This window comes from Agromyces agglutinans, assembly GCF_009647605.1.
In the GTDB taxonomy this organism is placed as follows: Bacteria; Actinomycetota; Actinomycetes; order Actinomycetales; family Microbacteriaceae; genus Agromyces; species Agromyces agglutinans.
In genome coordinates this window covers 15,254-27,497 of the sequence record NZ_WJIF01000005.1, presented here as the reverse complement: position 1 = coordinate 27,497, position 12,244 = coordinate 15,254, and the positions used below count along the sequence as shown (strand labels likewise).

Genomic DNA, 12,244 nt, shown 5'->3' with positions numbered 1-12,244 from the left:
CATCGTGTCCGGACCCCTGTTCCTCCAAAGCCTGATCCTCGGCGTGCTGCTGGGAGGGCTCTACGCCCTCCTGGCAGCGGGCCTCACGCTGTACTTCGGGATCATGCGCGTCGTCATGATCGCGCACTCGGCGTTCCTGATCCTCGCCGCCTACCTCGCGTGGTGGTTCAACCGCGAGACGGGCCTCGACCCGATGCTCTCGCTCGTGGTCACCGTGCCCGTGTTCTTCCTCGCGGGGTTCGCGATGCAGCGGCTGCTGGTCTCGCGCCTGAAGCCGCTCACGCTCACGATGATGTCGGTGCTGCTGACCTTCGCGATCGCCCTCATCATCGAGGGTGCGCTCGGGTTCATCTTCACCGGCACGCAGCGGCGCATCCAGTTGCCGTACGCGGGCGACAGCCTCGACGTGTTCGGCGCGCAGGTGCCGGTGGTCAAGCTCGTGGCGTTCGTGCTCGCCGCGTTCGCGCTGCTCAGCCTCTACCTGTTGCTGAAGTACACGCGGTTCGGGCGGGCGCTGCGCGCGACCATCCAGCACCCCGAGGCGGCGCGGCTCGTCGGTATCGACACCGACCGCACGGCGGGCTACGGGTTCGGGCTGGGGCTCGCGACCGCCGCGATCGGCGGCACCGCGCTCTCGCTCGACGCGACGATCTACCCGTCGCTGCACTGGCACTGGATCGGCCCGCTGATGGCGATCATCGTGGTCGGCGGCCTCGGCAGCATCCCCGGCGCGGCGATCGCGGCGATGCTGCTGGGCATCTCGCAGAGCCTGCTGCAGATCCCGCTCGGCGCGACCTGGGCGCAGACCGTCTTCTACGTCGCGCTCTTCGCCACGCTCATGTTCCGCCCACAGGGGTTCTTCGGAGGTCGCCTTGCGCAACGATTCTGAACGGACCGCCTCGGCCGGGCGGACCGCCTCGGCCGACCTCGGGCCGGCCCTCACCGAGACCGTCGTCGTGGCCCCTGATGCACCGCGCCGCCGCCGCCGGTGGTCGAGGGCCGTCAGCCTCGCCCTCCTCGTCGTCGGCGCGGCGCTCGTGCTCTCGTTCCCGTTCATCGCGCCGAACCCGTACATCCTGTCGGCCGGCGTCGTCATCCTGAACTACGCCGTCCTCTCGACGGGCTGGAACTTCATGGGCGGGTTCACCGGCTACATCTCGCTCGGGCACGCGGCGTACTTCGGCCTCGGCGCCTACGGCACGGGGCTCATCGTGAAGTACCTCGAGCTACCGGGGTTCGTCGCCTGGGTGCTCGCGGCACTCGTCGTCGTCGCCATCTCCGTCCCGGTCGGCATCGCCGCCCTGCGCGTTCGCGGTGCGTCGTTCGTGATCGTCTCGATCGCGTTCGTGCTGATCCTCCTGCTCGTGTTCCAGAGCTGGCGGGAGTTCACGGGCGGCTCGGAGGGCCTCATCGTGCCGCGCCCGTTCCCCGACCTGCTGCGGCCCGAGCACCATCGCGCGTTCTTCTACCTCTTCGCGGGCCTGCTCGCGGCGGCGCTCGTCGCGTGGTGGGTCATCGACCGGTCGAAGTTCGGCACGGCGCTGAAGTCCATCCGCGAAGACGAGGACAAGGCGCGCTCGCTCGGCGTGCCGACGACGCGCTACAAGTTGATCGCCTACGTGCTGTCGGCGCTCGTCACGGGTCTCGGCGGCGGGCTGTACGCGCTGTGGTTCGGCGACCTGGACCCGATCTTCCAGTTCTCGATCCTCATCGGCTCGTACATGGTGCTGATGGCGCTGCTCGGCGGCGTGCGGCACCTCTTCGGTCCGCTCCTCGGAGCACTGATCGTCGGCATCGCGCTCGAGTACTTCAAGCTCGAGTTCGGCGACACGCAGTTCCACCTCGTGGCTGCGGGCCTGCTCCTCGGTGTCGTCGTGCTCTTCATGCCCGACGGCGTGATTCCGGCGGTCGGGCAGCTGATCGATCGATTCCGCCCGCAGCAGACGTCGATCCGCGACGTCAGCGCCGCGGAGCTCCTCGAGCAGAACCGGCGATCGGATGCCTCCGCCACGGGCGCCGCGGATGCTCGCGAGGCATCCGGCGAGGCATCCACGCGTGATGCTTCCGACGTTTCCGACGCTTCCGACCCGAAGGAGGTCACCCGATGAACCTCGAGACCGTCGAGCTCACGAAGTCGTTCGGCGGCGTCACCGCGGTCGACCACGCGACGGTGCGATTCGTCGACGGCAAGGTCAACGGGCTCATCGGCCCGAACGGCTCGGGCAAGACGACGTTCTTCAACTGCGTCACGGGCATGATCAAGCCCGACTCGGGGTCCGTCGCGTACCGCGGCAAGGACATCACGAAGCACGCCTCCGACCGGGTCGCACGGGCGGGCATCGGCCGCAGCTTCCAGCTCTGCCGGGTGTTCCCGCGGATGACGGTGATGGAGAACCTCCTCGTGGCCGTGCGGCATCCGAGCGTTCGCACCCTGCTGCGATCGGCCGACGACGAGCACGAGCGCGAACGCGCGCGCCACTGGCTGCGCCGGGTCGGCATCGACCACCTCGAGCACGCAGAGGCCCGCAACCTCAGCTACGGGCAGCAGAAGCTGCTCGAGCTGGCCGGCGTGCTTATGGGCGACCCCGACACGATCATGCTCGACGAGCCGGCGGGCGGCGTGAACCCCGCGCTCATCGGCCGCATCGCAACCCTCGTGCGCGAGCTCAACGAGGAGGGCAAGACGTTCATCATCGTCGAGCACAACATGGAGATGGTCATGAGCCTGTGCGACCACGTCGTCGTCTTCGACCGGGGCCGCCCGATCGCCGAGGGCGAGCCGTCCATGATCCAGCAGGACCCGCGAGTACTGGAGGCCTACCTTGGCGTCTGAACCGATGGCCGCGGCATCCGGTGCCGCTTCGAACGCCGCCGCATCGACGAACCTGCTCGAGCTCAACGACATCGAGGCGGGCTACGGGCGCGCGGCGCTCGTGCTGCGCGGGCTCACCGTGCAGGTGCCGCCCGCGACCGTCGTGTGCCTCGTCGGCCCGAACGGCGCCGGCAAGTCGACGGTGCTGAAGGTCGCGAGCGGCATGCTCGCGCCGCGTTCGGGCTCGATCCTCGTCGACGGCGTGGATGTCACGGGCACGAACTCGCAGCGCATGCTCAAGCACGGCCTCGCGCACGTGCTCCAGGGGCACAGCGTGTTCCGCGAGATGACCGTCGCCGAGAACGTGCTGCTCGGTGCGTTCACCGTCAAAGACCAGAAGGTCATCGACGAGCGCGTCGCGTTCGTGCAGAACCTGTTCCCGATCGTCGGCGAGCGGTGGAAGCAGCTCGCGGGCCTGCTCTCGGGCGGTCAGCAGAAGCAGGTCGAGTTCGCCCGCTCGCTCATGGTGAGCCCGAAGGTCGTGCTGCTCGACGAGCCGTCGATGGGCCTCGACCCGAAGACGACGGCGAAGGTGTTCGAGCAGGTCGCGCGCATGCGCGACGCGGGCACCGCGGTGCTGCTCGTCGAGCAGAACGCCCGCCGCGCGCTCGAGACGGCCGACATCGGGTGCGTGCTCGACCTCGGCCGCGTGCACATCTCGGGGCCCGCCCCCGAGCTGCTCGCGGACCCGACCCTGGGCGAGCTGTACCTCGGCGGGCGCCCGGCGAGCTGACCGCTACCCGACCGTGTCGGCGTGGCGGTGCACGACCCGCCAGCCGTCGGCCTCGCGACGGTACACCTGGGTCGCGCGCAGCGTGATCGTGCGCGGCTCGCCGTCGATCGACGCCGATACGCGCTCGTAGCCGACGGTGTACGCCATGTCGCCGGCCACGTCGAACGAGATCAGGTCGAACGAGTAGTCGGTGCAGTCCGAGAAGCTCGACGCGAGCACCTCGAACGCCTCGACCAGTTCGGCCCGGCTCGCGGCGTTGCGCCAGGCGCCGAGCACGCTGACGGGCTCGGTGCGCGCCCAGATCGCGCGGCGCGGACCGTCGTCGCCGTCGAACATCGCGCGCTCGGCCCGCACGAACTCGCTTTCCACCCACACCAGGAAGTCCTCGCGATCGCTCATGGGTTCAGGATGCTCCGGTCTGCGGCCGGGCACAACGATTCGGCGGACGAACCCATCCGGTCAGCCGACGGACACCCGGTGTTCACCATCGCGCCGACTCCGCGACATCCGCGCGCGGTCGAGTGGCCAGCGGCCCCCGCTGACCCACCCGACTGGAGCGCCCGCATGCCCTTCACCCGCCCCTCCCGACGCGCCGCCGCGATGCTCGCGGCGCTCGCCGTCGCCGCGCCCGGTCTCGCGATCGCGGCGTCGCCGATCGCCGCAACCGCCGCCGACGGCAGCGTCGTCGTCAACGAGATCTGGTACGACGGCACCCCCGAAGACGCGATCGAGCTCTACAACGCGTCATCCGAATCGGTGGATGTCTCGGGCTGGAAGCTGCAGGACGACAAGCGCGACGCCTCGACGAAGGGCACCGCCGTCCTCCCCGAAGGAACGGCGATCGCACCGGGCGGCTTCCTCGTCCTGACGAAGGCCGAGTCCGGCCCGCTCACCTTCCCGTTCGGCCTCGGCAAGGGCGACGCGGTGTTCCTGCTCGACCCCGCCGACGCGGTCGTCGACGAGTACGCGTACGCGGCGGACTCGCCGACCTCCGACTGGTCGCGCTGCGCCGACGGCGGCGCGTGGGCCCACGCGACCGCGGTGACCCTCGGCACGCCCAACACGTGCGACCCGGTCGAGGAGCCCGCGACGCCCGGCAGCGTGCGGCTGAACGAGATCGACTCGGGACCCGCCGACTGGATCGAGCTCGTCAACCCCGGTGACGAGGCCCTCGCCCTGTCGGGCTACGAGCTGCGTGACAACTCCGACGACCACCGGTGGTTCTTCGCGGCGGGCACCACGATCGGCGCGGGCGAGCTGCTCGTCGTCGAGGCGAGCACGCTCGGCGTCGGCATCGACGGCGGGGCGCTGGAGTTCGGCGACCCGATCGGCATCGGCGGCGCCGACGCGATCCGGCTCTACGACGCCGGCGGCACGAAGCTCGACGAGTACTCGTGGGCGGCGCATCCGGCCGTCGACGGCAGCGAGGCCGCAGCCAGCTGGGCGCGCTGCCCCGACGCCACCGGGCCGTGGAGCCTCGCCCGCATCACCAAGGGCGCCGCGAACGACTGCGTGCTGCCGTCGGTCGCGATCAACGAGGTCGAGTCGAACGGCGACGCGACCGACTGGGTCGAGGTCGTCAACACGGGCACGACGCCCGTCGACCTCTCCGGGTGGACGCTCATGGACGGCGACCCGATCGGCCACGCAGCCGACGTGACGCCCGTCGAGTCGGGCACCACGCTCGCACCGGGCGCGTTCTTCGTGTTCGACCAGAACACGCACTTCGACTTCGGCCTCGGCGACGGCGACACGGCGACGATCCGCAACGCGAGCGGCGTCACCATCGCCGAGCACACGTGGGGGCCGCACGCGGCCGTGACCTACGCCCGTTGCCCCGACGGCACCGGCGCGTTCGGCGATGCATCCGCCTCGACCAAGGGCGCCGCGAACGCGTGCGGCACCGGCCCGGTCGACCCGACCGACCCCGAGGCCGCGGCCTGGCCCGGCTCGCCCGACGTGACGGTCATCGATGAGGAGCCCATGTTCCTCGAGGACTCGTCGGGCCTCGACGTCCAGGAGACCGCAGAGGGCGCGTTCCTCTGGGCGGTCGACAACGGCACCGGCACGTTCTGGAAGCTCGAGATCGGCGCCGACGGCAGCGCGACCTTCGCCGACGGCAAGCGCGCGAGGTTCCAGAAGGACGCCGACGACCCCGAGGCCGACGGCCCCGACAGCGAGGGCATCACGGTCGACGGCGACGGAAACGTGTACCTGGCCTCGGAGCGCGACAACTCCGACAAGGGCGTGAACCGGAACGTCGTGCTCGCGGTCGACGCCGACGCGCCCGGCCCCGACGTGGTCGCCGACCAGGAGTGGGACCTCACCTCGTCGCTGCCCGACGTGGCCGCCAACACCGGCATCGAGGCGGTCGAGTGGGTGTCCGACGACGTGCTGGCCGGCCGGCTCCTCGACGCGACGACCGACGCGCCGTACGACCCCGCCGACTATCCCGGCCACGGCGACGGCCTGTTCTTCGTGGCCCTCGAGGACAACGGCCACGTCTACGCCTACGCGCTCGGCACCGACGGCTCGATCGACCAGGTCGCCGAGATCGACCCGGGCCTCGGCGGCGTGATGGCGCTCGACTACGACACCGCGTTCGATCGCCTGTGGGCCGTCTGCGACAACGGCTGCGAGGGTCGCGCGGCGCAGATCGCGTTCACCGGCGGCGAGCCCGAGGTCGTGCTGTTCGAGCGTCCGGCCGGCATGCCCGACCTCAACACTGAAGGCTTCGCCACCGCTCCGGCGTCGCTGGGTACGCCCGTGGCGGCGCCCGCCGCCGACGAGGCTCCGATCGTGCCGTTCGTGCGCGCGGCGACCGTCGGCGCCGAGGCCGTCGAGGCCGAGCTCAGCCGACCGGTGTTCTGGTTCGCCGACGGCGAGCGGCCCGCGGCGCTCCGCGCGGGCACGGTCGTCGGCGCCGTCGAGGGGGCCGGCCCGGGTGCGGGCGGTCCTGGTGCGGGCGGCCCCGGCACGGGTGGAAGCGGCTCGGGCGGGAACGGCTCGACGACCGGCACCGGCACGACCGGCGCCGCCGGCCTCGCCGACACCGGCGTCGACGACGCGCTCGTCGCGATCATCCCGCTGGCCGTGCTCGCGGTGCTCGGCGGCGCGGCGCTCGCGATCATCGGGCGGCGCCGGCGGGAGGCATCCGCGAACTGACGCAGCGTCAAGGGGATGCCCCTCGGCGGCGCGCCGACCTAGCGTCGAGGCATGTGGTTCACGCGCAGCAAGCAGCCCGACGTCGTCGCGACGACCGATCCGGGCGCGGAATCGGGCCCACCCGGCTCCGCGCTCGGGTCGATCTGGAACGATCGGCTCGGTCGATGGGCCACCCGCAGCCTGCAGATCCTGATGGTGCTCGCGCTCGCGGGCCTCGCGATCTGGGGCCTCGTGCAGGTCAAGCTCGTGGTCATCCCGGTGCTCATCGCGATCATCCTCGCGGCCGCCGCGGCACCCCTCGTCATGTGGCTGCGCCGCCACGGCTGGTCGCCGATGCTCGCGACGTGGGTGACGCTGCTCGGCAGCCTCATCGTCTTCGGCGGCGTCATCACCCTCATCGTGTTCGCGGTGCGCAACCAGTGGGGCGCGCTCGTCGAGTCGGCGAGCGAGGGGTTCGACGATCTGGTCGAATGGGTGCAGACGCTGCCGTTCCCGATCGACCAGGAGCAGATCGACCAGGCCCGCGACTGGGTCGTCGACTTCGTCACGAGCGCCCAATTTTCATCGGGTGCGATCGCCGGGATCTCGGCGGCCGCCGAGGTGGTCACCGGCGCGCTGCTCGTCGTCGTGGTCGGCTTCTTCCTGCTGAAGGACGGCGACCGCATCTGGGCGTTCTTCCTCCGGCCCTTCGACGGCGAACGGCTCGCCCGCGGCCGCCGCATCGGCGAGACCAGCGTGAAGGTGCTGGGCGGGTACATCCGCGGCACGGCGATCATCGCGTTCGTCGACGCCGCGGCCATCGGCATCGGCCTCGCGGTCCTGCAAGTGCCGCTCGCGCTGCCGCTCGCCGTCATCGTGTTCCTGGGCGCGTTCATCCCGCTCGTCGGCGCGACCGTCGCGGGCATCCTCGCCGCGCTCGTCGCCCTCGTCGCGAACGGCCCGATCGTCGCGCTCATCGTCATCGCGATCGTCATCGCCGTGAACCAGCTCGAGGGCGACCTGCTCCAGCCCGTCGTGATGGCGCAGTCGCTGAAGCTGCATCCGCTCGTCATCCTGGTCGCCCTGACCGCCGGCACCATCCTCGGCGGCATCATCGGAGCCGTGCTCGCCGTGCCGATCACCGCCGTCGGCTGGGCGATCATCAAGGTCTGGGAGCATCCCGACCCCTCGCTCGACGCGCGCAAGCGCATCGGCCGGCGCCGGCGCGAGCGATCCGGCGCGACCCGCGACCCCGCGGCCGTGCCGGCCGACTCGGCGGGCGGCACGCCGGTCGCGTGACGTCGCTCGCGTGAGCGGCGTCGGTGTCGCGCGGATGGAGTGATCGGCCGCCTCGGGTGAACAGCCGGCGACCGTCAAGGGGTACCGGCGATCCGTCGATTCGGAGACCATGGCGCCATGTCGCACACGCCCGATCCCGTGGACCAGTCCGTGCTCGACGACCTGCGCGAGCGGTTGAGGCGCACGCGGTGGGTGCCGTCGGTCGAGATCGAGGGGCGCAACCTCGGGGTCGACCAGGCGTACCTGCGCGACCTCGTCGACGACTGGGCCGAGCGATACGACTGGCGCACGCACGAGCAGCGCCTGCTGGCCCTGCCCTGGGCGGTCACGGGTGGCGAGCGTCCGTTGCGTTCGATCCACCAGCGAGCAGCCGAGGATGCGCCGGCGGTCGTGCTGCTGCACGGGTGGCCCGACTCCTTCCTCAGGTACGACCGCGTGCTGCCGCGCCTGGGGGACCTCAACGTGGTCGTGCCGTGCCTGCCCGGGTTCCCATACGCCGCGGGCACCGCCGGCGCGGGCGTGCCGGAGATGGCCGACCTGGTCATCGCGGCGATGGCCGAACTCGGCTACGACCGGTACGTCGTGTCAGGCGGCGACATCGGCAGTTCTCTGGCCGAGCTCATCGCGCATCGGCACCCCGACCGGGTCGCTGCCCTCCACCTCACCGACGTGCCGTACACCCACCTGTTCACCGTCGACCGGTCGTCGCTCTCCGACCCCGAACGCCGATACCTCGAAGCGGGCGAGCAGTGGCAGTTCACCGACGGCGCCTACGCGCTCGAGCAGAGCACGCGACCGAACACGCTGGCCGTCGGGCTGGGCGACTCGCCCGCGGGCCTCGCGGCCTGGATCGTCGAGAAGCTGCGGGATTGGAGCGACAGCGACGGCGACGTCGAGACGGTGTTCCCGCGTGAAGATCTGCTGACCTGGCTCACGTTGTCGTGGGTCACGTCCAGCATCGGCACGTCGTTCGCGTCGTACGCCGACGAGGGTGAGCCGGTCGGCGAGTCGATCGCGACCCCGACCGTCGTGACGATCTTCCCGAAGGACCTCGTGACGGCACCGCGCGAGTTCGGCGAGCGGTTCTTCAACCTCGTCGAGTGGACCGAACGGCCGACGGGCGGCCACTTCGGCGCCTGGGAGGACCCTGCCGCATTCGAGGCGGGCGTGCGGGCCGCGGTCGAGGCCGGCGTGAAGGCTCAGAGCAGGTCGTAGACCGCGTACTGCAGGAGGCTCACCACGACGCTCGCGAGCGCGGCCGCGCCGAGGGCGGTACCGGCGCCCGCGAGGGCCCGGGCGGGCTCTCGGCGCACGAGCGCGATGATGCCGCACACGGTGGCGATGAGGGCGAAGACGACGGTCACGACGGTCTGCGCGAGCTGCACGATCCAGAACGACGCATAGCCGTCGCCCGTCAGGATCGCCGGGTAGGCGAGCACCATCAGCATGCCGATCGCACTCGTCACGATGCCGGCGCAGAGCGAGACGATCGCGAGCGGCGACCGACGGGCGGGCTGCGGGATGCCACCCGCGGCGGGCGGCCCGGGCTGCGCGTACGCCGGCGGGGCGTACCCGGGCGGAGGCGCGGACGCGGGCGTGACTGGTGCGGGCGGCTGCTGGGGAGACGTCATGCGCACATCCTGTCAGCGAGGCATCCGTCGCGGCGAGCCCGCACGCGTGAACGCTCGGCGCCTACCGCGACGGCGGACCGCCCAAGCCGCGTTCGTGCGCCCAGATCGCGAGCTCGACCCGGTTGCGCGCGCCGATCTTGGCCATGAGGCTCGCGAGGTGCGTCTTCACGGTGCTGAGCGAGATGTGCAGCTGTTGCCCGATCTCGCCGTTGCCGAGGCCGCGGGCGACGGCGGCCAGCACCTCCTGCTCGCGCTCGGTGAGCGGCACGGCCGGGGGAGCCGGTGCGGTGCGACCCGCTCCGGCGAACGCCTCGATGAGCCGCACGGTCACGTTCGGGTCGATGAGGGCGTCGCCGCGCGCGGCCGCGTGCACCGCCTCGGCGAGCAGCGTCGGGCCGGCGTTCTTCATCAGGAACCCGCGGGCGCCCGCGCGCAGCGCGCCGTACACGTACTCGTCGAGGTCGAAGGTCGTGATCACGACGACCGCGAGCGGGTCGGGGACGTCGGGTCCCGCGAGCCGGCGCGTCGCCTCCAGCCCGTCCATCACGGGCATGCGGATGTCGAGCAGGCACACGTCGGGGCGCAGGCTCCGCGCGAGCGCCACCGCCTCGGCGCCGTCGGCCGCCTCGCCGACGACCTCGATGCCGGGCTGGGCATCGAGGATCATGCGGAGCCCCGCCCGCACGAGCTCCTGGTCGTCGGCGACGAGCACCCGGATCGTCATCTCACCACCCCGTCCGCGGCAGCACCGCCGTGACCGTCCAGCCGCCGCCCGGGCGGGCGCCGGCGGTGCACGTGCCGCCGAGCAGCGCGGCGCGTTCGGCCATGCCCCTGAGCCCGTACCCGGGCGACGCGGATGCCGCTCCCGTGCCGTCGTCGTGCACCTCGAGTCGCACGCCGGCGGGGTCGATGCGCAGGAGCACGTCGACCCGGGTCGCGTTCCGAGCGTGGCGGCGTGCGTTCGTCACGGCCTCCTGCGCGATGCGGAAGACGGCCGCGCCGATCGCCGGAGGAAGGGACTGCGGAGCGTCTCCGCCCTCGATGCGCACCACCACGTCGGGGTCGCCGCCGGCCAGCCCCCGCACCTCGTCGAGGCCCGGCACCGGCATGAGCGACGGCTCGTCGGCGCGCAGCACCCGCACCATCGCGCGCAACTCGTCGAGCGTGCGCGACGCCTCGCCCTCGATCGCGACGAGGGCGCGCGCCGCGGCATCCGGATCGACCGGGGCGACCGCGGTGCCCGCCTGGGCCTGGATTGCGATGGCCGACACGTGGTGCGCGACCGTGTCGTGCAGGTCGCGGGCGAGCTGCTCGCGCTCGAGCAGGCGGATGCGCTCGACCTCGCGCGCCCTCGCGCCGGCCCGCCATCGGAACGCGAGCCCGAGCGTCGCGGTCGTCACGAGCACCGCGAGGCCGCCGACCAGATCGGCACCGGATGCCTCGCCGAACGGCAACGAGGCCAGCGTTCCGGCGACGAGCAGCGCGCCGCCGACGACGGTGGCCCGGCCCGAACCCCAGCGCATGACCGCGTACACGAGGATCAGGAAGTACGCCGTCGAGCCGAGTTCGGGCTCGGCGCCCAGCACGAGGCTCATCAGCGTGCCGGCCGCGAACGCGATCGCGAGCATCGCGAGCGGGTGCGCGCGACGCCACAGCAGCGTGGGCACGAGGGCGATGAGCACGCCCGCCCACAGCCATCGCCACGCGACATCCGTTCGCAGTGACGCCTCGAGCAGCGCGACCGCCGGCACGATCGCGACGAGCACCCAGTCGCGCCACACCCGCCGCGGGGGCGGCGGCGAGGCCGCGGGCGCCGCCCACCACGCGCGCACGGGGCTCGTCATGCCCTCATCGTAGAGGCGCGCCCACGGCGGCCGTCGGGCTCTTCGACGGGGCGCGCCGCTGCGACCCGCGCCGCCGGCCGCGCCGGATGACCACCTCGGCGACGGCGAGGTTGATCGCCCAGCCGGCGGCCATGAGCACCGAGTGCATGGCCGTGTCGGGCCGGCCGAGGAACAGCGTGTACGGCAGGAACGTGAACACCTGCGTGCCCGCGGCGATGCCGATCGCGTAGGCGCGGATCATCCACGCCCGGTGCGTCGCGACGTCGCCGCGGCGGATCGCGAAGAACGCGACGACGATGCCCGCCGCCATCGCCGTGCCGAGGATGAGCCGCATCCACGCGAGCGCCGGCCCCGCCGGCGGCGGGATCACGTACGCGAGCGTCATCCAGATCGCCGACAGCGCCGACGCGAGACCGGCCGGTGCGGCGATGCGGCCGGCGAAGCGGTGCCAGCGGTGGCGTCGCAGCGACGGAGCGAACTGCAGCGCCCCGAGCACCAGGAAGACGCTCGAGCCCACGATGTGCACGATCACCGGGATCGGGGAGTGCACGAAGCGCGCGTTCTCCTCGGTGATGACCGGGCCCGAACCCAGTTCGGCGATGCGGAACGCGCCCGCGGTCATCGGCACGAGGCTCAGCAGGATCAGTGAGGCGGGCACGATCCACTCGGGTACGCGGCGGCGCGGCGCGAGGGCGGCGAGGGTTGCGTCGGTCATGCGTCG

The 12,244-nt window shown here is 72.1% G+C and carries 12 protein-coding genes; 7 read left to right on the top strand and 5 right to left on the bottom strand.

Annotated elements, in window-relative coordinates; genetic code table 11:
- The first annotated feature begins 4 nt into the window (after nucleotides 1-4).
- Genes GE115_RS10080 through GE115_RS10065 form a run of 4 tightly spaced genes read left to right on the top strand, consistent with a single transcriptional unit; the run spans nucleotide 5 to nucleotide 3,605 of the window.
- Complete coding sequence (locus tag GE115_RS10080) at nucleotides 5-889, top strand: branched-chain amino acid ABC transporter permease (RefSeq protein WP_312855064.1); 885 nt, start codon at nucleotides 5-7, stop codon at nucleotides 887-889.
- A complete protein-coding gene (locus GE115_RS10075; RefSeq protein ID WP_153684677.1) occupies nucleotides 873-2,108 on the top strand; it encodes a branched-chain amino acid ABC transporter permease in 1,236 nt (411 codons plus the stop codon). The genes GE115_RS10080 and GE115_RS10075 overlap by 17 nt, the downstream gene beginning before the upstream one ends.
- The gene (locus tag GE115_RS10070) at nucleotides 2,105-2,833 is read left to right on the top strand and encodes an ABC transporter ATP-binding protein (protein ID WP_153684676.1); all 729 of its coding nucleotides are present in this window, start codon (nucleotides 2,105-2,107) and stop codon (nucleotides 2,831-2,833) included. The genes GE115_RS10075 and GE115_RS10070 overlap by 4 nt, the downstream gene beginning before the upstream one ends.
- Nucleotides 2,823-3,605, top strand: a complete 783-nt coding sequence (locus GE115_RS10065; protein ID WP_246190697.1) for an ABC transporter ATP-binding protein — start codon at nucleotides 2,823-2,825, stop codon at nucleotides 3,603-3,605. Before GE115_RS10070 ends, GE115_RS10065 begins: the two co-directional genes overlap by 11 nt.
- Before the next feature lie 3 nt (nucleotides 3,606-3,608).
- Here GE115_RS10065 and GE115_RS10060 read toward each other — a convergent pair whose 3' ends face one another.
- Nucleotides 3,609-4,004: a nuclear transport factor 2 family protein gene (locus GE115_RS10060; protein ID WP_153684675.1), complete on the bottom strand. Its 396-nt coding sequence runs from the start codon at nucleotides 4,002-4,004 to the stop codon at nucleotides 3,609-3,611.
- A 165-nt stretch (nucleotides 4,005-4,169) separates the two neighbouring features.
- On the opposite strand from GE115_RS10060, the gene GE115_RS10055 reads away from it, so the two are divergent.
- The 3 genes from GE115_RS10055 (at nucleotide 4,170) to GE115_RS10045 (ending at nucleotide 9,263) form a co-directional block, all read left to right on the top strand.
- Nucleotides 4,170-6,770, top strand: a complete 2,601-nt coding sequence (locus tag GE115_RS10055) for a lamin tail domain-containing protein (RefSeq protein WP_153684674.1) — start codon at nucleotides 4,170-4,172, stop codon at nucleotides 6,768-6,770.
- Between the two features lie 51 nt (nucleotides 6,771-6,821).
- Nucleotides 6,822-8,048: an AI-2E family transporter gene (locus GE115_RS10050; protein WP_153684673.1), complete on the top strand. Its 1,227-nt coding sequence runs from the start codon at nucleotides 6,822-6,824 to the stop codon at nucleotides 8,046-8,048.
- Nucleotides 8,049-8,165: 117 nt separating this feature from the next.
- The gene (locus GE115_RS10045) at nucleotides 8,166-9,263 is read left to right on the top strand and encodes an epoxide hydrolase family protein (protein ID WP_153684672.1); all 1,098 of its coding nucleotides are present in this window, start codon (nucleotides 8,166-8,168) and stop codon (nucleotides 9,261-9,263) included.
- On the opposite strand, the gene GE115_RS10040 is transcribed toward GE115_RS10045, so the two are convergent.
- From GE115_RS10040 to GE115_RS10025, 4 genes are all read right to left on the bottom strand, one after another.
- Nucleotides 9,248-9,679, bottom strand: a complete 432-nt coding sequence (locus tag GE115_RS10040) for a hypothetical protein (protein WP_153684671.1) — start codon at nucleotides 9,677-9,679, stop codon at nucleotides 9,248-9,250. The two genes, GE115_RS10045 and GE115_RS10040, sit on opposite strands and share 16 nt — an antisense overlap.
- A gap of 61 nt (nucleotides 9,680-9,740) precedes the next feature.
- Nucleotides 9,741-10,403 (bottom strand): response regulator, encoded by a 663-nt coding sequence (locus GE115_RS10035; protein ID WP_153684670.1) that lies wholly within the window; start codon nucleotides 10,401-10,403, stop codon nucleotides 9,741-9,743.
- A 1-nt stretch (nucleotide 10,404) separates the two neighbouring features.
- Entirely contained in the window at nucleotides 10,405-11,523 is a 1,119-nt protein-coding gene (locus GE115_RS10030; RefSeq protein WP_153684669.1) for a sensor histidine kinase, read from the bottom strand.
- Between the two features lie 4 nt (nucleotides 11,524-11,527).
- Nucleotides 11,528-12,238 (bottom strand): DUF2306 domain-containing protein, encoded by a 711-nt coding sequence (locus tag GE115_RS10025; protein WP_153684668.1) that lies wholly within the window; start codon nucleotides 12,236-12,238, stop codon nucleotides 11,528-11,530.
- Nucleotides 12,239-12,244: the final 6 nt, after the last annotated feature.

Bases quoted from the DNA above. Each gene is read 5' to 3' on its own strand.
- GE115_RS10070 (WP_153684676.1), top strand. From the start codon at position 2,105: ATGAACCTCGAGACCGTCGAGCTCACGAAGTCGTTCGGCGGCGTCACC.
- GE115_RS10060 (WP_153684675.1), bottom strand. From the start codon at position 4,004: ATGAGCGATCGCGAGGACTTCCTGGTGTGGGTGGAAAGCGAGTTCGTG.
- GE115_RS10055 (WP_153684674.1), top strand. From the start codon at position 4,170: ATGCCCTTCACCCGCCCCTCCCGACGCGCCGCCGCGATGCTCGCGGCG.
- GE115_RS10050 (WP_153684673.1), top strand. From the start codon at position 6,822: ATGTGGTTCACGCGCAGCAAGCAGCCCGACGTCGTCGCGACGACCGAT.
- GE115_RS10045 (WP_153684672.1), top strand. From the start codon at position 8,166: ATGTCGCACACGCCCGATCCCGTGGACCAGTCCGTGCTCGACGACCTG.
- GE115_RS10040 (WP_153684671.1), bottom strand. From the start codon at position 9,679: ATGACGTCTCCCCAGCAGCCGCCCGCACCAGTCACGCCCGCGTCCGCG.
- GE115_RS10035 (WP_153684670.1), bottom strand. From the start codon at position 10,403: ATGACGATCCGGGTGCTCGTCGCCGACGACCAGGAGCTCGTGCGGGCG.
- GE115_RS10030 (WP_153684669.1), bottom strand. From the start codon at position 11,523: ATGACGAGCCCCGTGCGCGCGTGGTGGGCGGCGCCCGCGGCCTCGCCG.
- GE115_RS10025 (WP_153684668.1), bottom strand. From the start codon at position 12,238: ATGACCGACGCAACCCTCGCCGCCCTCGCGCCGCGCCGCCGCGTACCC.